This is a genomic window from Dorea sp. OM07-5, assembly GCF_003481355.1.
Classification (GTDB): domain Bacteria; phylum Bacillota; class Clostridia; order Lachnospirales; family Lachnospiraceae; genus Dorea_D; species Dorea_D hominis.
This window is the reverse complement of sequence record NZ_QUKZ01000005.1, coordinates 120964-141716: the sequence shown is the minus strand read 5'-3', so window position 1 is coordinate 141716 and position 20753 is coordinate 120964. Positions and strand designations below refer to the sequence as shown.

The window sequence follows — 20753 nt, the reverse complement described above, 5'->3', positions numbered from 1 at the left end:
ACAAAAAAACAAAGAGAAACGTGTTCTAAACGGATGTGTTGGCGGCATAAACTGTTATCAGCATAACAAGGGGGTATTCATATGGACACGTTTCAGATGTACGAGGATATAAAAGCAAGAACGAACGGAGAAATCTATATAGGTGTGGTCGGACCTGTGCGGACCGGAAAATCTACATTTATCAAGAGATTTATGGATGTGCTGGTGCTGCCTTATATGGAGGATGAGCATGCAAAGGCACGGACAAGAGATGAATTGCCACAGTCCGGTTCCGGAAAAACAATTATGACAACCGAACCGAAATTCGTTCCAAAGGAAGCGGCAGTCATTCATTTGCAGGAAGACCTGAACCTGAAACTCCGGCTGATCGACTGTGTAGGCTATATGGTAAACGGGGCAACGGGGCATCTGGAAGAAAATGCACAACGGATGGTGAAGACTCCCTGGTTTGAAGAAGAGATTCCGTTTACACATGCAGCGGAAGTGGGCACAAGAAAAGTGATCCATGAGCATGCGACGATCGGGATTGTAGTAACAACAGATGGAACAATCACAGAAATAGACAGAGAGGCATATCTGGAAGCAGAACGAAAGACGATCATGGAATTACAGAACATTGGCAAGCCGTTTGTTGTATTGGTAAATTCAAAGAAACCATATGCAAAAGAGGCGCAGGAAACAGCCGGGTGGCTGGAAGAAACTTATGGTGTCCGTGCGCTGACTGTGAACTGTGAAAAGTTAAAACCGGAGGATATTACAAAAATCATGGAGACAGTTCTCTATGAATTTCCGGTTTCAGAAATCGAATTTTTTGTCCCGAAATGGGTGGAGATGTTGCCGGCGGATCATGAGATCCGGAAAGAAGTAATCAGCTACGTCCGAAAAATTCTTGATATGTACGGTCGGATACAGGACGTGGCAGGAAAAGTGCCGGAATGGGACAGCAGTTACATAGATCGTGTACATATACGGAATATTGAGACAGACACAGGCCGCATACAAATACAGATCGACGTTGGCGAGAGTTATTATTATGAGTGGATGACGTCTCTTACAGGAACACCGATCCGTGGTCAGTATGAACTGATCGATGCAATGCGAAAGCTTACGAAACTGAAAGAAGAATATGAAGGAATCCGGGATGCGCTTGCGTCTGTACGGATGCGTGGGTATGGCATGGTGAGTCCAAGGAAAGAAGAAATCGAACTGGATGAGCCGGAACTGATCCGGCAGGGAAATAAATTCGGTGTAAAGATCCACACGCAGGCGCCATCGATCCATCTGATCCGAGCCAATGTGGAGACGGAGATCGCGCCGATCGTTGGAAATGAGCAGCAGGCACAGGATCTTCTGAAATATCTGAAAGAGCAGTCTGAAGAAAAAGAAGGCATCTGGGAGACAAATATTTTCGGAAAATCAGTAGAAGAGCTCGTAATGGACGGCATGCGCGGGAAAATGGCGGCGATCAACGAAAAGAGTCAGGAAAAACTACAGGATACAATGAAAAAGATCGTAAATGACAGCAATGGCGGAATGGTCTGTATTATAATTTAAGGATTGCATTCTTGTATCAAAAGCGTTAAAATTCTACTATATGGACAACAGAAAGAGGTTTTATGGAGGTACGATATGAAAGTAGCAATTTTAACTGCAAATACGCAGGTATATAAAGAACAGGAAGAAGATAAAGGCGGAAAGGTTATCCGCAAGATTGTGGAAGAAGCAGGACAGCATGTGATCTTTGCAAAAGCACTTCCTGTAGATAAGAAGGTATTATCTACAGTTATGCAGAGAATGGCAGATGGTAATATGGCAGACATTATCCTGACAACAGGCGGAGCCGGATGCGCAGCGGGAGATGTTACACCGGAAGCAACAACAGAGATTCTTGACAGACCAGTACCGGGGATTCCGGAAGCAATCCGTATGCACTTGATGCATCTGACAAAACGTTCTATGTTAAACCGTGGTGTTGCCGGATTCAGAGGTAATACACTGATCGTGAACCTTCCGGGAAAAGCAGGTGCAGCCAAAGAGTCTCTGGAATATATTCTTCCAGAAATCGTTCATGCAGCAGAATTAGGTCAGAAAGAGAATTAGGAATCATATGCAGGTAAAGATATATACAGACGGTGCGGCGAGGGGAAACCCGGACGGACCGGGAGGGTATGGAGCAGTGCTTGAGTATGTAGATCCGAAAGGAACACTGCATACGAAAGAACTGTCACAGGGATATAAAAAGACAACGAATAACCGGATGGAATTAATGGCAGTGATCGTGGCACTGGAAGCGTTAAACAGACCGTGCGAGGTGGAATTATATTCGGATTCCAAGTATGTTGTAGATGCTTTTAACCAGCATTGGATCGACAGCTGGCTGAAGAAGGGATGGAAGCGCGGCAAGAATGAGCCGGTGAAGAATGCAGATCTCTGGAAACGTCTGTTGAAAGCAAAAGAACCTCACCAGGTTACATTTATCTGGGTGAAGGGACATGACGGACACCCGCAGAATGAACGGTGCGATACACTTGCCACAACTGCGGCAGATGGAAATGACCTGAGTGATGATACGATCCAGTAGATATAGAAGTGTAAGTAAAACAAAGAAAAATTGATATTGCAGTTCTGAAAGATATGTGTTATATTTATTAAATTGCAAGTAAGACAGGTAATCGCGGCTGTCAGGACCGAAAGGGGACAGGCGAGGAAAGTCCGGGCTTCATAGGGCAGGATGCCGGATAACGTCCGGTGGAGGTGACTCCAAGGCAAGTGCAACAGAAATATACCGCCTGTGCATGCAGGTAAGGGTGGAATGGCAGTTTAAGAGACTACCGCTTCTCTGGTAACAGCGAAGGCAGATGTAAACCCCATCCGAAGCAAGACCGGATAAAGACGATGTGGCGGCCCGTCACGTCTTAGGTAGGTCGCTTGAACCTGCCGGTAACGGCAGGTCTAGAAAGATGATTACCCAACGACATAACCCGGCTTATCGTTTTGCTTGCATATATTTGTGAAACGATTTGAAAAATGTATTATAGATGATGCTATCCGTTCCAAGCTGATTTGGATTTTAGTTTGTCATCATAATAAAAAGCAGCTCGATATGAGCTGCTTTTTATGTTATGGCGACGAGGAAAACGCGTCATGCTTGATGATAGCATTGACAACCGCTAATCAGCGAACAAAACTCGCAAAGCGTGTTTTGTCGCTGTGCCAGAATGATTCAAATAAGCTATTAATGTCAGCTTTACTTGTGTTAAATTAGCCGCGTCCGTGATATTTCTCTTCGCAGTAGAGACAGCGGTATACTTCCTTTTCGGGATCAGTCAGTACGAAGACATGATCCAATTCCTGCTCGATAGAAGTAATACAGCGCGGATTTTTGCAGCGGATCACATTTGTGATCTTCTTCGGAAGATGAAGTGCTTTCTTGTCTACGATTTGTGAGTCTTTAATAATATTTACTGTAATATTATGATCGATGAATCCGAGAATATCCAGATCCATAAAGTCGATCGGACACTCGATCTTCATAATATCTTTCTTGCCCATCTTACTGCTTTTCGCATTTTTGATAATAGCGACACAACAGTCCAGTTTGTCCAGGTGCAGATATTTATAAATATCCATGCTTCGTCCTGCCTGAATATGATCCAGAACAAAACCTTCTTCGATTTTTCCAACACTTAATGTATTATTTAACATGATTATGTATGCTCCCTTCTTATACTTCAATCTCTAACAATGTAAGGATCAGAGCCATACGGATATAAACACCGTACTGTGCCTGTTTGAAATAAGCGGCTCTCGGATCATCATCTACTTCTACGGAGATTTCATTTACTCTTGGAAGCGGATGAAGGACATACATATCTTCCGGGGCAAGCTTCATCTTAGCGGCATCCAGAATATAAAAGTCTTTCATGCGTACATAATCTTCTTCGTTGAAGAAACGTTCTTTCTGTACACGTGTCATGTAGAGAAGATCCAGTTTTGGAAGTGCATCTTCCAGACGTTCTACTTCCTCGTAAGGGATATTCTTCTTATCCAATACATCGGAACGGATGTAGCCTGGAAGTTTTAATTCTTCCGGGGAAATAAGTACAAAACGGATACCTGGATATCTTACTAATGCATGGATCAGAGAGTGTACAGTACGTCCGAATTTCAGATCGCCGCAGAGACCGATCGTCATATTATCCAGATGTCCTTTTAAAGAACGGATTGTAAGAAGATCAGCTAAAGTCTGGGTCGGATGCTGGTGTCCGCCGTCCCCGGCATTGATAACCGGGATACCGGAATGTTTGCATGCAACAGTTGCGGCACCTTCTTTTGGATGGCGCATTGCACAGATATCTGCATAGCAAGATATCATGCGGAGTGTATCGGAAACGCTTTCGCCTTTTGCGGCAGAGCTTGAATTGGCAGAAGAAAAACCTAGAACATTACCGCCAAGATTATACATCGCTGCTTCATGACTTAAACGGGTACGTGTACTAGGTTCATAAAATAAAGTTGCCAGTGTCTTGCCTGCACAGGCATGTGCGTATTTCTCCGGGGTGGCTTCAATATCGTTCGCCAAATCCATCAGTTTATCAAGTTCTCCCACAGAAAAATCCAGTGGACTAATCAAATGTCTCATAAAAAACCTCCTGTTATTTTCAAATCTATTGAAAATCTTTCATACATCATATAATAAATAAAAAGGTTTTTCAATGTCTGCAGAGAATTTTTTCAAAGAATAATCCGGTGAAAAACCATAACGGTGCATAGTCCAACCGGATTAATCCGCGGATCTGGAAGCGTGCATGGCTGTAATTCCACGGACATGCATGGAAGTGCCTGAGGAGGCTTCCGGTCGTATATTCTGTAAAGAAAATACAGACGGTGTAAAAGCACCCACGTACAAAGGCAGGAAAATGCTGGATCCGTCGGCAGATAGGAGAGAACAGGCATGCCATTCCGTAGATGGGAAACATCCAGATGGAAGTGTGTCCGGTTAATGTGTGGTTGTCTTTTTTCAGGGAACGAAGACCGGTATAGAGAATTTCGATACACCAGCCGAACATTCCGCATTGGAGAAATTTTCGCTTCATGGAAGATAGTATAAGGAGGAAATGTAGATTTTATACGCAAAATGTATTATAATAATTGACGGTTTATGTAAAAAAGCGAGGAGAACAGACGATGGCATCATTAGAAGAATTGAGATTGCAGTTAGATGAGATAGATGATCAGATGGTCCGCCTGTACGAAGAACGTATGAAAGTATGTGCACAGGTCGGCGAGTATAAGATCAAGAATGGGAAGAAGGTTCTGGACCGCCAGAGAGAGAAGAATAAATTACAGGCAGTGTCAGAGAAAGCTTCTTCTGAATTTAATAAAAAAGGTGTACGTGAATTGTATGAGCAGTTAATGTCCATGAGCCGTAAATTACAGTACCAGCAGCTTGTAAAGGCAGGAGCACTTGGGAGACTTCCGTTTATTGAGATGGAATCCCTGGATGCGAAAAATGCAAGAATCGTATTTCCGGGAACAGAAGGTGCATACAGTCAGGCAGCTACAAAAGATTATTTTGGTGAAAATTGCAATAGTTTTTATGTGCGGACATTCCGTGAAGCAATGGAAGCGATCGAAGATGGGGCAGCAGATTATGCCGTGCTGCCAATTGAGAATTCAACAGCCGGCTCCGTAGATGAGATGTACGATCTGCTTGTTGAGTTTGAAAATTATATCGTAGGTGAGACAATCATTCCGATCATTCATACACTGTCCGGAGTTCCGGGAGCAAAACTTACAGATATTGAACGTGTGTATTCCAAAGGTGTTGCGTTGATGCAGGCATCACATTTTCTGGATGACCATAGCGACTGGCAGCAGATCAGTGTGGCGAATACAGCGATTGCGGCGCGTAAGATACGGGATGACAAAGATCAGGCACAGGCAGCTGTATGCAGTGCTTATGCGGCAGAGGTACACGGATTAGAAATATTAGAAGAGAATATCAATGATGATCAGACAAACTGTACACGCTTTATTGTGGTTACAAACCAGAAAGTATTTTTAAAGCACGCACAGAAGATCAGCATCTGCCTGGAACTGCCACATGAGAGCGGTTCGCTGTACAGACTGCTGTCGCATTTCATTTACAATGATCTGAATATGACACGGATTGAATCCCGCCCGATTGAGGGAAAAAACTGGGAGTATCGTTTCTTTATTGATTTTGAAGGAAATATGGCAGATCCGGCTGTGAAAAATGCAATCCGCGGACTGAGAGAGGAAAGCCGCAATATGAGGATCCTTGGAAATTATTAGTTTCAGTATATATAATTTCTGCGATGTACAGGATTGTAAGAGCGAATAAAAGTGTAAGTGACAGGAGATAAGCAAGGAGCAAGAAGATGAGAACAAAAGAATTAATGCTTTACAAACATATGGAAGACGGTCAGATCCTGACAGATATGACGTTCCTGATGGAAAACTATGATAACGATTATTATAATACAGAAGATATGAAAGGTCTGCTGTTTGAGCAGATGAATGACATTTTAGAACTGTCAGCGAGTCATGGATTTGAAGGAAATCTGTGGCATACATATCTTACATACCTTCTGGCAAGCCATGAAAATGCATACAGTACTTCCTGTGAGATTACAGGAGCAATCGATGGAAGTCTGAACCAGGTTGCGCTGCATGATTTTGAGATATTCAAAGAATTATTTGATTATGATTTTAGAAAGATGGAAGAGGCATTTGGCGTGGATTGCATATCCATGATCAAAGAATATGCAGGAGACAGCAGTCACGGTAATGTATTTAACAAGCGTATCCGTGACCGTATCTGTGATCTGGCAAAGAGCCTCGCAGAAGCAGAAGACGCACAGGATTTCAAAGAGAAAATAACAGGATTTTATAAGGAATTCGGCGTTGGAAAACTGGGACTTCACAAAGCATTCCGGATTGAGCATACAGATGAGAGTGCACAGATCGTGCCGATCACCAAGATTGCACATGTACACCTGGATGATCTGGTTGGATATGAGATCGCAAAGAAGAAGCTGATTGATAATACGAAGGCATTCGTAGAAGGAAAACGTGCAAATAACTGTTTGTTATTCGGAGATGCAGGAACCGGTAAATCCACATCCATCAAGGCAATCCTGAATCAGTATTATGATCAGGGATTGCGTATGATTGAAGTGTACAAGCATCAGTTCCAGGATCTGAATGACGTGATCGCACAGATCAAAAACCGGAATTATAAATTTATCATTTACATGGATGATCTTTCTTTTGAAGAATTTGAAATTGAGTACAAATATCTGAAAGCGGTCATTGAAGGCGGGCTGGAGAAGAAACCGGATAATATTCTGATCTATGCAACATCGAACCGCAGACATCTGATCCGCGAAACATTCAAGGACAAAGAAGACAGAGACGAAGAGCTTCATACAAATGATACCGTGCAGGAAAAATTATCGCTGGTTGCTCGTTTTGGCGTTACGATTTACTTTGGAAAACCGGCGAAGAAGGAATTTCAGGAGATTGTACTTGCTCTTGCAGAAAAGAATGGCATAGATATGCCGGAAGATGAACTGCTTCTGGAAGCAAATAAGTGGGAATTAAGCCACGGCGGCTTATCCGGACGGACAGCACAGCAGTTTATTGACTATCTCCTGGGGACAAGATAACATGCAAAAAGATCTGACACATGGAAATGTACAAAGAACGATGCTTGTATTTGCAGGACCGATGATTGTCGGAAATCTTCTGCAACAATGTTACAACATTGCGGATACATGGGTAGTCGGACAATTTCTGGGAGCGGGAGCGCTGGCGGCAGTCGGGGCGGCATATACGCTTATGACATTTCTGACATCTGTCTTGATCGGACTGTGTATGGGGAGCGGCAGCGTTTTTTCCTTTTACTATGGAAAAGGAGATAAAAGAAAGATGCAGGAATCGATTCTTGCGTCTTTTCTCTTTATCGGAATCATTTCTGTGATTGTAAATATTGCTGTATTTGCAGGAATGGACCTGATTCTTAAGCTGATGCGGATACCGGAAGATATCTATACATATATGAAAAAATATGTATGGGTGATCTTCTGGGGAATCTTCTTTGTATTTTTGTATAATTTTTTTGCGTATTTGCTGAGAGCAGTTGGAAATTCGGTAACGCCGCTTCTCTTTCTGGCAATCGCATCTATGCTGAATATTATTCTTGATCTTTTGCTTGTTGTGAAATGGAAAATGGGAGTTGGAGGAGCTGCGTGGGCGACTGTGATTGCGCAGATCATATCGGGAGTCGGAATCGGCTACTATCTTTGGAAGAAGGAGCCGGAGCTACGCTTCATAGGAAATGGCATTTCATTGAAGGAGGCATGTTCAAAAGAAGTACTGCCGGAAGTGGTACGGTTTTCGCTAGCCGCAAGTGTGCAGCAGTCGGTGATGAATTTCGGTATCCTGATGATCCAGGGACTGATCAACAGTTTTGGAACTGCGGTAATGGCAGCTTATGCAGCAGCAGTGAAGATTGATTCCTTTGCCTACATGCCGGCACAGGAGTTCAGCAATTCGTTCTCTATCTTTACATCGCAGAATTATGGCGCAAAAGATGAAAAACGAGTGAAAGAAGGCGTGCGGGCAGCAGTGAAAACATCTCTTATCTTCTGTGGAATTGTATCTGTGCTGATCTTTTTGTTTGCAAGACCGCTGATGCTGATCTTTGTGAAAGCAACCGAAGTGAAAGTATTGCAGATTGGTGTACAGTATTTGCGGATTGAAGGCGCATTTTACTGTGGAATCGGACTTCTGTTTCTTCTGTATGCGTATTACCGTGGAACTGGGAAACCGGAAATGTCGGTTGTGCTGACTGTGATTTCTCTTGGAACACGGGTGTTGCTTGCGTATACACTGGCACCATTACTGGGAGTGCGGATGATCTGGTGGGCAATTATAATCGGATGGTTTCTTGCTGATATAACGGGAGTTTTATATATGAAGAAAAAGAAGATATGAGTTTTTTCACACAGGACGGAATAATATAGAAAACATTATGGGAGATATGACAGAAAAAGTCGTGCGGGGATTAATCCTGCACGGCTTTTATATTGCTGATATCAGAGTCGATCATGAGAGAGTAGTTGGTGTAATAAACTACAAATCCCGGTCTGGCTCCATTTGGTTTTTTTACATGTTTTTTCTCTACATAATCAATCTCAACTTTATCGCTGCCACGGCTCTTGGAATAGTATGCAGCAAGTCTTCCGGCTTCTTCAAAAGTACGATCCGGAAGTTCATCCCCATTCGTTTTGACGATGACATGGGAACCCGGAGCACCTTTTGCGTGGAACCACCAGTCACCGCCATTTGCGAAAGAGAAGGTCAGTTCATCGTTCTGCAGATTGTTTTTGCCGACGTAGATGTGATAACCATCGGAAGAGATATAGTGCATTGGTTTGTTTTTTAATTTCACTTTCTTTTTCGTATATTTCCGGCGGACATAACCGCTTTCAATCAGTTCTTCCTTAATTTGTGCCAGATCTGCTTCGCTTCGGGCAATATCCAGAGCGTTGCTAATCGATTCCAGATAGTGGATATCGTCACCAGTTTCTGTGAGAAGTTTTGACAGTGCTTCAAAAGTACGTTTCTGCTTATTATAACGTGCAAAATACTTCTGGGAATTCTCCTGTGGTGTTTTGAACGGATCAAGCGGAATAGTGATCTCTTTGCCGGTGTAATAGTTAAGTGCTGTCAGTTCTTTTGTACCCGGTGCAAGATTGTATCCATAGGTATTGATCAGTTCTCCGTAAACTTTGTATTTTTCCCGGTTTTCAGTATCTTTTAACTGCTTTTTCTGCAGGTCGTATTTCTTACGTGCACGTTCTAATGCAGTCTGGACAACGTGACGCAGGTCTGCACTTTTCTGTCGGATTCTTGTCAGCGTGTTCTTCGTTGCATAGTAAGTATGGAGTACTTCGCTGATTGAATCGTATTCCTGCTTTGTAAAAGTATCAAAATGTGATAACAGAAGTGCAGAAAATTCTTTTGGCGTCTCACCATCTGTGTAGATGACCGGGTGAAAATTTCCTGCTTTTACATCTTCTATATAATAAGAAAACTGACGATACAGATGGAACAGAAGATCGTCTTCGTATTCTTTTGGCGTTATACCGGAATCCATGCCGGCAAGAAAGCAGATGTCTTCTGCGATTACCGGGCTGATACCTGTGAAACTTGTATAGATCGCCTTGCCCAGCGGGCATGGTTTTTCTTTTAATGTGAAAATAAAAGTATCAGCATCTACCGTCAGAGGGTTTTTTTTACCCATTGTATCCGGAATAAAATACGGTCTGCCCGGCAATACTTCACGTACAGAACTCATCTGTGCGGAGATGTGCTTGATACTGTCGATGATCCGTCCGTCTGCATCGCAGAAAATAATATTGCTGTGTTTGCCCATAATCTCAACAACCAGTGTCTTCTGGCAGAGATCACCTAAATCGTCCAGATGCTCGATCTGGATCTGTATAATCCGTTCCAGTCCCGGCTGTGTGATCCTGGTAATGCGTCCGTTTCCGATATGTTTGCGCAGAAGCATGCAGAAATTCGGCGCATTCATCGGACTTGGCTTATTTACATTTGTCAGATAAATAAGCGGTAAAGATGCACTGGCTGAGATATATAGGCGCTTTTGCCCTTGTGGTGTCTTTATTGTAAAGAGAAGCTCATCGGTTTCCGGCTGTGCGATCTTGGCAATCCGCCCGCCGGAGAGCTGCTCGGTAAGTTCTTTTGTAACTGCTGCAACAGTTGTTCCGTCAAATGCCATAAAAATAGCTCCTTTCTGTCTGATTTCAGGCTCATTTGTATAGTATATCATAGTTGACTCTGTTTTCCAAATGGCTTATAATGGACGATGGAAAACGGTCTGTAATATGTAGAGCGTTAATAAAACAGGAACGAGGTTTCTATTATGATAAAGAGTATGACGGGATTCGGACGTTGTGAAGTGACCGACGGAGAACGTAAATTTACAGTTGAGATGAAAAGCGTGAACCATCGATATCTGGATGCCAATATCCGTATGCCGAAGAAATTAAATTTTTTCGAGACATCTATCCGTAATCATTTAAAAAAAAGTGTACACAGAGGAAAAGTCGATATATTTATCACTTATGAGGATTCTTCAGAGGGACAGGTTGTATTGAAATATAATGAGGCACTGGCAACTGAGTATCTGTCTTATTTTAAACAGATGGAAGAAAAATTCTCACTGGAGAATGACATCCGTGTATCTGCGCTTTCACGTTATCCGGAAGTCATTACGATGGAAGAGCAGGCTGTTGACGAAGAGGAACTGTGGAAGGGACTTAAGAAGGCACTGGACGGTGCTGTGAAGCAGTTTGTTGAGACGAGAACGCTGGAGGGAGAGAATCTTAAGAAAGATCTGATCGAAAAACTGGATCATCTGCTGACACTGGTTGAACAGATTGAAGAGCGTTCCCCGAAGATTATTGCGGAGTATCGTGAGAAGTTGGAAAATAAAGTAAAAGAACTTCTCGAAGATACACAGATTGAGGAGAGCAGGATCGCAGCAGAAGTTGTGATCTTCGCAGATAAGATTTGTACCGATGAAGAAGTGGTACGCTTGAGAAGTCATGTTGTACATATGAAAGAGACGCTGGAATCAGAAGACAGTGGAATCGGACGTAAACTGGATTTCATTGCGCAGGAGATGAACAGGGAAGCGAATACAATCCTGTCAAAGGCGAATGATCTGGAGATTTCCAATATCGGAATCGAACTGAAGACAGAGATTGAAAAAGTCAGAGAACAGATTCAGAATATCGAATAAGAAGTGTGAGGAAGAGCAAATGAAAGAGAGAGGAATACTCATTGTTGTTTCCGGATTTTCCGGCTCCGGTAAAGGAACTTTAATGAAAGAACTGCTGAAGCAGTATGATAATTATGCTTTATCTGTATCAGCAACGACGAGAACTCCGAGACCTGGAGAGGTAGACGGACGGGAATATTTCTTCCATGAGATCGAAGAATTTGAAAAAATGATTGCGAAAGATGAACTGATAGAGTATGCTAAATACGTGGAGAATTACTATGGTACACCGCGTGCATACGTGGAAGAACAGTTAGAAGCAGGGAAAGATGTGATTCTTGAGATAGAAATCCAGGGTGCATTAAAAGTGAAAGAAAAGTTCCCGGAGACATTATTACTGTTCGTAACTCCGCCGAGTGCAGCAGAGCTTCGCAGACGTCTGGAAGGACGTGGCACAGAGACACAGGATGTGATCGAGAGTCGTTTAAGCAGAGCCGCACAGGAAGCGGAAGGCATGGATGCATACGATTATCTGATCATCAATGACAATCTTCAGGAATGCGTGCAGCAGATGCATGAGATCATTCAGGGAGAGCATAGAAGAAGTTTCAGAAATCACACATTTATTGAACATATGAAAGAAGAGTTGAAAGGAGAATAGTGTATGTTACACCCATCTTACACAGATTTAATGAAAGTGGTAAACAAAGACGTCGAGGAAGGCGAGACAAAGGTTGTCAACAGCCGATACTCTATCGTTATGGCAACAGCAAAAAGAGCCAGAGAGATCATCGATGGTTCTATGCCGTTAGTAGATACAAAGCCGGGAGAGAAGCCACTTTCTATCGCAATTGACGAGCTGAATCAGGCGAAGATTACAATTGCAGCAGAAGACGAGGAAGAATAGAGTCTGACAGGTAATGTATGTAAGGCAGATGCCAGATGGTATCTGCCTTTCTTCTGATAGAAGGATAAATTCTGATAAAAGAGTAAGAGGAGACGTAAGAATGAATATATTATTTATCTCACTGGGCTGTGATAAGAATCTGGTAGATTCTGAGGTTATGCTGGGCCTCCTGGATGCAAAAGGATATCAGATTGTAGATGATGAGACACAGGCAGATATCATTGTGATCAACACATGCTGTTTTGTGCACGATGCAAAAGAAGAGAGTATACAGACGATTCTGGAGATGGCAGAATATAAGACGGAAGGGCGACTGAAAGCATTGATCGTAACCGGATGCCTGGCACAGAGATATCGTCAGGAGATCATTGATGAGATTCCGGAAGTTGATGCGGTTCTTGGAACAACAGCCTATGATAAGATTGTAGAAGCAGTGGAAGAAGCACTGGCGGGTGCCGGACATGTGGAACTTGAAAATGTGAATGCACTTCCGCTTGTCGATACAAAGCGTCTGGTGACAACCGGTGGACATTATGCTTATATGAAGATTGCAGAAGGCTGTGATAAGCACTGTACTTACTGTATCATTCCGAAGCTTCGTGGAAATTACCGCAGTGTTCCGATGGAGCGGCTGATACAGGAAGCAAAAGATCTGGCTGAACAGGGCGTAAAAGAACTGATCCTTGTGGCACAGGAGACAACGTTATATGGAAAAGACATTTACGGAGAAAAATCTCTGCATAAGCTTTTACGTGAATTGTGCAAGGTAGATGGAATTCGCTGGATCCGTATTCTGTACTGTTATCCCGAAGAGATTGATGATAATCTCATCCAGGTTATGAAAGAAGAAAAGAAGCTTTGTCATTATCTGGACCTGCCGATTCAGCATGCTAACGATGAAATCTTAAAGCGCATGGGAAGAAGAACTTCCAAAGCACAGTTAGAAGAAATCATTGGAAAATTAAAACGGGAAATTCCGGACATCACACTTCGCACAACACTGATCACTGGTTTTCCGGGAGAAACAGAAGAGCAGCACGAAGAGCTGAAAGCGTTTGTAGACGAGATGGAATTCGACCGGCTCGGCGTATTCACATATTCGCCGGAGGAAGACACACCGGCGGCAGAGATGCCGGATCAGATACCGGAAGAAGTCAAAGAAGACAGACAGGCTGAGATCATGGAGTTGCAGCAGGAGATTGCATTTGCACAGGCAGAAGATATGATCGGTGAAGAAGTGCTTGTCATGATCGAGGGAAAAGTTGCAGATGAGAATGCATATGTCGGACGTACTTACAAAGATGCGCCGGGCGTTGACGGATTGATTTTTATTAATACAGATGAAGAACTGATGTCGGGAGATTTCGCAAGAGTGAAAGTGACCGGTGCAGTAGAATATGATTTGATAGGAGAGTTGTTGTAATGAATTTACCAAATAAGCTGACAGTATTACGAATTATCATGGTACCTTTCTTTGTTTTTTTTATGTTGACGGACGCAGGCGGTGCAGCCAATAAATGGATCGCGCTTGTTATTTTCTGCGTGGCAAGTCTTACAGATATGCTGGACGGTAAGATTGCTAGAGCAAGAGGTCTGGTTACAAACTTTGGAAAATTCATGGATCCTCTTGCAGATAAGTTGCTTGTATGTTCTGCAATGATCTGTCTCATTCCGCTTGGCAAGCTGACGGCATGGTTTGTAATCGTTATTATCGCAAGAGAATTTATTATCAGCGGATTCCGTCTTGTAGCTTCTGACAATGGCATTGTCATTGCGGCAAGTTATTGGGGAAAATTTAAGACCGTTTCACAGATGTTTATGGTGATCGTGATGATCATGGATCTGGGCGGGGTATTTGATGTGATCGGAACAGTCCTGATGTGGGCAGCACTGATTCTGACCATTGTTTCTTTAATTGATTATATTGCGAAAAATGTTGAGGTTCTTACGCAGGGAGGAATGTAAAGTGACAGTTGAATTTATCTCTGTCGGAACAGAGATTCTGCTTGGAAATATCGTAAATACAAATGCAGCATATCTGTCTGAAAAGTGTGCAGGTCTGGGCCTTTCCTGCTATCACCAGAGTGTTGTCGGGGACAATGAGAAGAGACTGGAAGATGCGCTTCGTCTGGCACTGTCAAGAAGTGATATTGTGATTCTTGGCGGTGGACTTGGTCCTACAAAGGATGACCTGACAAAAGAAGTGACAGCAAAAGTATTTGGAAAAGAACTGTACGAAGATGCACGTACAAGAGTCCGAATCGAAGATTATTTTGCACGGGTACACAACCGCAATATTACAGCAAATAACTGGAAACAGGCAATGGTTCCGGAAGGCGCGGTTGTTGTTGATAATGACAATGGAACGGCTCCCGGACTGATACTGGAAGAAAACGACAAGACAGCGATTTTGCTTCCAGGTCCTCCTAATGAACTGAAACCAATGTTTGAGTCAAAGATTGCTCCATATCTGAATGGCTTACAACCGGAAGGTATTTATTCTAAAATGGTGAAGATCTGCTCTATGGGAGAAAGCAGAGTGGAGACGGTTATTACGGATCTTCTGGAGACACAGACCAATCCGACACTTGCGCCTTATGCAAAGACAGGAGAAGTACATCTCCGTGTGACAGCCAGAGCAAAGAGTGAAGAAGAGGCAGATGCTTTAATGAAGCCGATGATGGATGAGCTGTTCCACAGATTCGGAGATAAAATCTACACAACTGAAGAAGATGTGACGCTGGAAGATGCAGTTGTGGAACTCCTGAAAGGGAAGAAGATGACAGTGACAACCGCAGAGTCCTGTACGGCTGGTCTGCTCGCAGGACGGATCATGAATGTTGCAGGTGCATCGGAAGTGTATGAAGAAGGCTATATTACTTATGCCAATCGTGCAAAGAGCAAACTGCTTGGTGTAAAAGAAGAGACACTGGAAGCATACGGCGCAGTAAGCGAACAGACTGCCAGAGAGATGGCAGAAGGTGCAGCAAAAGCAGCCGGAGCAGATGCCGCACTGGCGGTGACCGGTATTGCAGGGCCTGGGGGCGGAACCAAAGAGAAACCGGTCGGACTGGTTTATATTGGATGCTATGTAAAGGGACATACAGAAGTAAAAGAATTTCATTTTACCGGAAATCGTGCGAAAAACAGAGATTATGCCGTTGTGCGTGCTCTGACATTCCTGCGGGAGGAACTGGTAAAAGAAAGGAGTTAAATCCGAAATGAATATCAGAAAAATACAGATACAGGAACTTTTGCCGGCACTGCATCTGGCGGCAGAAGTATTTGCAGAAGATGTTGCACCGGCATATACTGATGAAGGCGTCGGGCGTTTCCATGAATTTATCAGTTATGACTCTTTCCGCGAGATGTTTGAACGGCAGGAAGTGACTATATTTGGTGCGTTTGAAGGTGTGCAGATTTGTGGAATGATCGCAGTTACAAACAGCGGGCACATCAGTCTGTTCTTTGTACGAAAGGCATTTCAAAGACACGGTATCGGACGTATGCTTTATCTGGCAGCTGTTGCATTTGCGGCAAGAGAAGTGCATACTTCTAAGATTACAGTAAATGCTGCGCCACAGGCTGTAGAGACATACGAGCATCTTGGAATGCACAAGGTGACAGAAGAACAGGAAAAGGATGGAATCCGTTTTGTACCGATGGAGGCGGAGCTGGTGCAGAGTGCATACGGACAGTATAGTTATCATTACGGCACCGGAAATCCGGGACAGAATACTTATGGTTACGGTGCAGGCAGTTCTTCAAGCGGCTCTTATAGTTATGGCCCGGGACCGGAAGAAAACGGGCAGGGACCAGCAGGAACATACAGTCATCAGGTACAGATGCCACAGCGGAGATCTGCAGTACCGGTCATCGTTGGAGTTGTTGCGGCGATCATACTTTTGATCGTAGCGGTCGGCGGCGCATTTTTATTTGGAAGTTTTATCTATTATAAAGCAAAAGACGACGTAGGAATCACAGAAGATCAGCCGTATGAGGATGACGGTGACAGCTGGGATGATTCGGATGATATATACGATAATGATGAGAATAATGGAAACAGTGGTTCAGACAGCCAGAACAAGACAGACGAAAGCAGTGTGTCAGGCGTTGATAAGATAGAAGCCTATAAGGCAGATAATCTTTCTTACAAGGTGAAAAATGAGACATACAGCTTCCGTGATTCGGAAAAGACTTCTACAATCATTGATTTTAATGTTGCTTATCCACAGATCAGTGGTCTGAAAGGAAAGAATGCAGATAAAATTAATAAAACAATAAAAAACTGTGCAATGTCTACCGTGGATGAGATTTACACACATCCGGATGAGAAGATCAAGCAGAAAGTAATCGAAGCAAACACACCGGCACTGATCAGTTATGTAAAATGCAAAGTGACCTATGCAACGAATGAGTTTATCAGTGTTGTATTTGAAGATACAAGTGCCAGAGGTGAATACAGCGAGTATCAGACAGATCTTCGTACTGTAAATATCCGTCTGCGTGACGGGAAAATTTACGAAGTCAGAGATATTGTAAAGCTGGATGACACATTTGTAGAAAACTGGGCAAAGATCATGCAGAAAGAGACCGGTGACAGCAGTTTTCTTACCGACCTTACTACGGCTGAGATGAAAAAGGCACTGGAAGGCAATGACAAAACAGGAGCTTATGTTCCAAATTTTTTTGTGAGCAAAGACGGAATCGAGATCGGATTCAATATGGGAAGCGCTTCATCCGGTAAGCAGAGTACAAAATATGCATGGGTGACAGCACCGTATACATTCGACGAAATTAAGAGTTCCGTTGCAGATACAGCGTTCTGGAAGGGACTTGACAGGTAAAATGCAGAGAAAAGGCGCAGAAAGCGCCGGAATTTGATAAAAAGTGACAATTGACGAGTAAAAGAATTTATGAGAAAATAAAATCAAGTACGGCGTTAAACATATAACAATGCCTACAAGAGAAAACACACACATAGTTGAAAGGAGTTTTATAATGATTTATTCACATGAAGTAGAGATGATGTGTCCGGTAGCTCAGGGTGCAAATCACGGACCAGCTCCGATTCCGGAAGAGGCAAAATGGGTAAAGGCAAAAGAAGTTAAAGATATTTCAGGTCTGACACACGGTATTGGATGGTGTGCTCCACAGCAGGGAACCTGCAAACTGACACTGAATGTTAAAGAAGGAATTATCCAGGAAGCCCTTGTTGAGACAGTTGGATGTTCAGGTATGACACATTCTGCTGCTATGGCATCTGAGATCCTTCCGGGAAAGACTATTTTGGAAGCATTGAATACAGACCTTGTCTGTGATGCGATTAATACAGCAATGAGAGAGTTATTCCTTCAGATCGTATACGGAAGAACACAGAGTGCATTCTCTGAAGACGGACTTCCGATCGGTGCAGGACTGGAAGACCTTGGTAAGGGACTTCGTTCTCAGGTTGGAACTATGTATGGTACATTAGCAAAAGGTCCTCGTTATCTTGAGATGGCTGAAGGATATGTTACAGGTATCGCTTTAGATGACCACGATGAAATCATCGGATATCAGTTTGTAAACCTTGGTAAAATGACAGACTTCATCAAAGCAGGTGACACACCGAATGATGCATGGGAGAAAGCAAAAGGACAGTACGGACGTGTTGAAGATGCAGTTAAGATCATCGACCCACGTAAAGAATAATCGCGATAGCGTACAGGTATTACATATCAGGTAAAATTTCAGGAGGACAATTAAATGGCTTTATTTGAATCATATGAGAGAAGAATTGATAAAATCAATGAAGTATTAAACAGCTATGGCATTGCTTCTATCGAAGAAGCAGAGAAAATCACAAAGGATGCCGGACTTGATGTATACAATCAGGTAAAAGGTATTCAGCCAATCTGTTTTGAGAATGCATGCTGGGCATACACAGTAGGTGCAGCAATCGCAATCAAAAAAGGATGTAAGACAGCAGCAGACGCAGCGGCAGCAATCGGAGAAGGCCTTCAGGCATTCTGTATTCCGGGATCTGTAGCTGATCAGCGTAAAGTAGGTCTTGGACACGGTAACTTAGGAAAGATGCTTCTGGAAGAAGATACAGATTGTTTCGCATTCCTGGCAGGTCACGAATCATTCGCAGCTGCTGAAGGAGCAATCGGTATCGCTGAGAAAGCAAACAAAGTTCGTAAGAAACCTCTTCGTGTTATCTTGAACGGACTTGGAAAAGATGCTGCAAAGATCATTTCCAGAATTAACGGATTCACATATGTACAGACAGAGTATGATTATTATACAGGAGAACTGAAAGAAGTACAGAGAATCGCTTACTCTGAAGGACTTCGTTCTAAAGTTAACTGCTATGGTGCCAACGATGTTCGTGAGGGTGTTGCAATCATGCACAAAGAAGGTGTAGATGTATCTATCACAGGTAACTCTACAAATCCGACACGTTTCCAGCACCCGGTTGCAGGTACATACAAAAAAGAATGTATCGAGCAGGGTAAGAAATATTTCTCAGTTGCTTCCGGTGGTGGTACAGGACGTACACTTCACCCGGACAACATGGCAGCAGGACCGGCTTCTTACGGTATGACAGATACACTTGGACGTATGCACTCTGATGCACAGTTCGCTGGATCTTCATCTGTACCGGCTCACGTTGAGATGATGGGACTGATTGGCGCAGGTAACAACCCGATGGTTGGTATGACTGTAGCTGTAGCCGTTTCCATCGAGGAAGCTGCAAAGTCAGGTAAATTCTAAGAAACGCCCAATTTACAAGGGTTTTCGACTTAGTAGAATTGAATAAAAGATAAGAAAAAGCGGTTGATTAGTAACATATTAGTAACGTATTAGTAACACGGTATTAGTAACACTTTTCAGCCGTTTTATTCTAACTTCTCCATGTCGTTTCTTAGCCATTCGAGATCTCGAACTGTATAAACAGATTCTGTAACATCTTTAATGCTGTGACTAACCATTTCTTTTATAGCATATTCATATATTTTTTCTTGATTTTTCATATTATATTTCATAAAGTATTAAAGCAGCTAATTCATGCGGCTGATGATTCATATAACATAGAATATCTTCTTTTTGTTTTTACGCAGTATGTGTTATACTTTACAAAAATGGAAAGGATTGAAATTATGCGTCACGAAATTGTATCGCGTAACCCGGATATGGAAGTACGGTTTTATTTATCGGTAGATGAAGGAAGTTATGTCGCACCGCACTGGCATGACAGTCTGGAGCTGGTGTATATGCTGGAAGGAAGTATTACCGTGACGACCGAGAACCAGAAAAATGTGCTGCAGGCAGGAGAATTTAATATTATTAATTCCAGGGTGATGCATTCCGTATTGAGTGGGAAGAACAGGGCTCTTGTATTACAGATCCCGAAAGAGATGCTTACTAAGTACATTCCGGATATTGAATTGTATCAGTTTGAAGTGGATATGCATCCGGAAAATGAGATTGATAAGACAAGACTTCAGAAGATGAAGAAAATCTTTGAAGATATGCATATTGTCTACGATATCCGTCCGGAGGCTTATCTGCTGCGTTTTAACAGTTTGCTGTATGAACTTCTGTACACGCTGGCTCATTCTTACTCTAAAAAAATTGTAAGAAAAGAAGCAGACCGTAATCAGAAAAATCTGGAACGTGTAAATGAGATCATGGTCTACTTAAAAGAGCATCACAGAGAAAAATGTCTTGTCCCGGAGATTGCCGCACATTTTGGATACAGTGAAGATTATCTGGCAAGATTTTTCAAGAAGCAGATTGGTATGACACTGATGGAATATCTGTATGCGATCCGGATTGCCAAGGTGCATGAAGAATTACTTGTAACAGACGCTTCTATCGGAGAAATTTTTGAAGCACACGGATGTACCAATTACCGTGTTGCCATGCGTACATTCAAAGAAAATTATGGATGTACTCCCAAAGAGGCAAGAAAGAAATCGAGAGAGAAATAAAAAGTCGGAATCGTCCTATTTTTAGGTC

Annotated in this window: 20 protein-coding genes and 1 other RNA gene; 17 read left to right on the top strand and 4 right to left on the bottom strand. The window is 42.9% G+C overall.

Annotation, left to right across the window (positions count from 1 at the left end; all coding sequences use genetic code 11):
- The first annotated feature begins 81 nt into the window (after positions 1-81).
- From spoIVA to rnpB, 4 genes are all read left to right on the top strand, one after another.
- On the top strand, positions 82-1554 hold the full coding sequence (gene spoIVA, locus DXC04_RS06625) for a stage IV sporulation protein A (protein WP_118660510.1): 1473 nt from the start codon (positions 82-84) through the stop codon (positions 1552-1554).
- A gap of 75 nt (positions 1555-1629) precedes the next feature.
- Entirely contained in the window at positions 1630-2100 is a 471-nt protein-coding gene (locus DXC04_RS06620; RefSeq protein ID WP_021860671.1) for a MogA/MoaB family molybdenum cofactor biosynthesis protein, read from the top strand.
- A gap of 7 nt (positions 2101-2107) precedes the next feature.
- A complete protein-coding gene (gene rnhA / locus DXC04_RS06615; protein ID WP_118660508.1) occupies positions 2108-2581 on the top strand; it encodes a ribonuclease HI in 474 nt (157 codons plus the stop codon).
- A 75-nt stretch (positions 2582-2656) separates the two neighbouring features.
- Positions 2657-3005: RNase P RNA component class A (rnpB, locus tag DXC04_RS06610), an RNA gene on the top strand.
- A 256-nt stretch (positions 3006-3261) separates the two neighbouring features.
- Here rnpB and DXC04_RS06605 read toward each other — a convergent pair.
- The 3 genes from DXC04_RS06605 to DXC04_RS16180 all read right to left on the bottom strand — a co-directional run bounded on the left by DXC04_RS06605 (position 3262) and on the right by DXC04_RS16180 (position 5069).
- Positions 3262-3705, bottom strand: coding sequence for an aspartate carbamoyltransferase regulatory subunit (locus DXC04_RS06605; RefSeq protein ID WP_118288555.1), 444 nt, complete (start codon positions 3703-3705; stop codon positions 3262-3264).
- 19 nt (positions 3706-3724) lie between these two features.
- The gene (gene pyrB / locus DXC04_RS06600; RefSeq protein ID WP_118660506.1) at positions 3725-4642 is read right to left on the bottom strand and encodes an aspartate carbamoyltransferase; all 918 of its coding nucleotides are present in this window, start codon (positions 4640-4642) and stop codon (positions 3725-3727) included.
- A 70-nt stretch (positions 4643-4712) separates the two neighbouring features.
- Positions 4713-5069 (bottom strand): putative ABC transporter permease, encoded by a 357-nt coding sequence (locus DXC04_RS16180; RefSeq protein ID WP_334294206.1) that lies wholly within the window; start codon positions 5067-5069, stop codon positions 4713-4715.
- 118 nt (positions 5070-5187) lie between these two features.
- Between DXC04_RS16180 and pheA the strand changes: the two genes are divergently transcribed.
- The 3 genes from pheA to DXC04_RS06580 all read left to right on the top strand — a co-directional run bounded on the left by pheA (position 5188) and on the right by DXC04_RS06580 (position 9024).
- On the top strand, positions 5188-6318 hold the full coding sequence (pheA, locus tag DXC04_RS06590; protein ID WP_021860667.1) for a prephenate dehydratase: 1131 nt from the start codon (positions 5188-5190) through the stop codon (positions 6316-6318).
- A gap of 86 nt (positions 6319-6404) precedes the next feature.
- The gene (locus tag DXC04_RS06585; protein ID WP_117537314.1) at positions 6405-7694 is read left to right on the top strand and encodes an ATP-binding protein; all 1290 of its coding nucleotides are present in this window, start codon (positions 6405-6407) and stop codon (positions 7692-7694) included.
- A gap of 1 nt (position 7695) precedes the next feature.
- Positions 7696-9024, top strand: a complete 1329-nt coding sequence (locus DXC04_RS06580; RefSeq protein WP_021860665.1) for an MATE family efflux transporter — start codon at positions 7696-7698, stop codon at positions 9022-9024.
- A 70-nt stretch (positions 9025-9094) separates the two neighbouring features.
- Here DXC04_RS06580 and DXC04_RS06575 read toward each other — a convergent pair whose 3' ends face one another.
- Entirely contained in the window at positions 9095-10834 is a 1740-nt protein-coding gene (locus tag DXC04_RS06575; protein ID WP_118660578.1) for an Rqc2 family fibronectin-binding protein, read from the bottom strand.
- 144 nt (positions 10835-10978) lie between these two features.
- Here DXC04_RS06575 and DXC04_RS06570 point away from each other — a divergent pair, with 144 nt between their 5' ends.
- The 10 genes from DXC04_RS06570 to DXC04_RS06520 all read left to right on the top strand — a co-directional run bounded on the left by DXC04_RS06570 (position 10979) and on the right by DXC04_RS06520 (position 20725).
- Positions 10979-11860, top strand: a complete 882-nt coding sequence (locus tag DXC04_RS06570; protein WP_021860663.1) for a YicC/YloC family endoribonuclease — start codon at positions 10979-10981, stop codon at positions 11858-11860.
- A 19-nt stretch (positions 11861-11879) separates the two neighbouring features.
- The gene (gene gmk / locus DXC04_RS06565) at positions 11880-12500 is read left to right on the top strand and encodes a guanylate kinase (RefSeq protein ID WP_118660504.1); all 621 of its coding nucleotides are present in this window, start codon (positions 11880-11882) and stop codon (positions 12498-12500) included.
- A 3-nt stretch (positions 12501-12503) separates the two neighbouring features.
- Positions 12504-12746, top strand: coding sequence for a DNA-directed RNA polymerase subunit omega (gene rpoZ, locus DXC04_RS06560; protein WP_021860661.1), 243 nt, complete (start codon positions 12504-12506; stop codon positions 12744-12746).
- Positions 12747-12846: 100 nt separating this feature from the next.
- A complete protein-coding gene (rimO, locus tag DXC04_RS06555; RefSeq protein ID WP_117537312.1) occupies positions 12847-14169 on the top strand; it encodes a 30S ribosomal protein S12 methylthiotransferase RimO in 1323 nt (440 codons plus the stop codon).
- Positions 14169-14711, top strand: coding sequence for a CDP-diacylglycerol--glycerol-3-phosphate 3-phosphatidyltransferase (pgsA, locus tag DXC04_RS06550; RefSeq protein ID WP_021860659.1), 543 nt, complete (start codon positions 14169-14171; stop codon positions 14709-14711). Before rimO ends, pgsA begins: the two co-directional genes overlap by 1 nt.
- A 1-nt stretch (position 14712) precedes the next feature.
- Positions 14713-15960, top strand: a complete 1248-nt coding sequence (locus tag DXC04_RS06545; RefSeq protein ID WP_118660502.1) for a competence/damage-inducible protein A — start codon at positions 14713-14715, stop codon at positions 15958-15960.
- A gap of 7 nt (positions 15961-15967) precedes the next feature.
- Positions 15968-17593 carry a GNAT family N-acetyltransferase gene (locus tag DXC04_RS06540; protein ID WP_118660500.1) on the top strand — a complete coding sequence of 542 codons (1626 nt, stop codon included), beginning with the start codon at positions 15968-15970 and terminating at the stop codon, positions 17591-17593.
- A 154-nt stretch (positions 17594-17747) separates the two neighbouring features.
- Positions 17748-18440 (top strand): iron-sulfur cluster assembly scaffold protein, encoded by a 693-nt coding sequence (locus DXC04_RS06535; protein ID WP_021860656.1) that lies wholly within the window; start codon positions 17748-17750, stop codon positions 18438-18440.
- Between the two features lie 54 nt (positions 18441-18494).
- Positions 18495-19505 (top strand): GGGtGRT protein, encoded by a 1011-nt coding sequence (locus DXC04_RS06530; RefSeq protein WP_118660498.1) that lies wholly within the window; start codon positions 18495-18497, stop codon positions 19503-19505.
- Positions 19506-19891: 386 nt separating this feature from the next.
- A complete protein-coding gene (locus tag DXC04_RS06520) occupies positions 19892-20725 on the top strand; it encodes an AraC family transcriptional regulator (RefSeq protein ID WP_118660496.1) in 834 nt (277 codons plus the stop codon).
- The last annotated feature ends 28 nt before the right edge of the window (positions 20726-20753 follow it).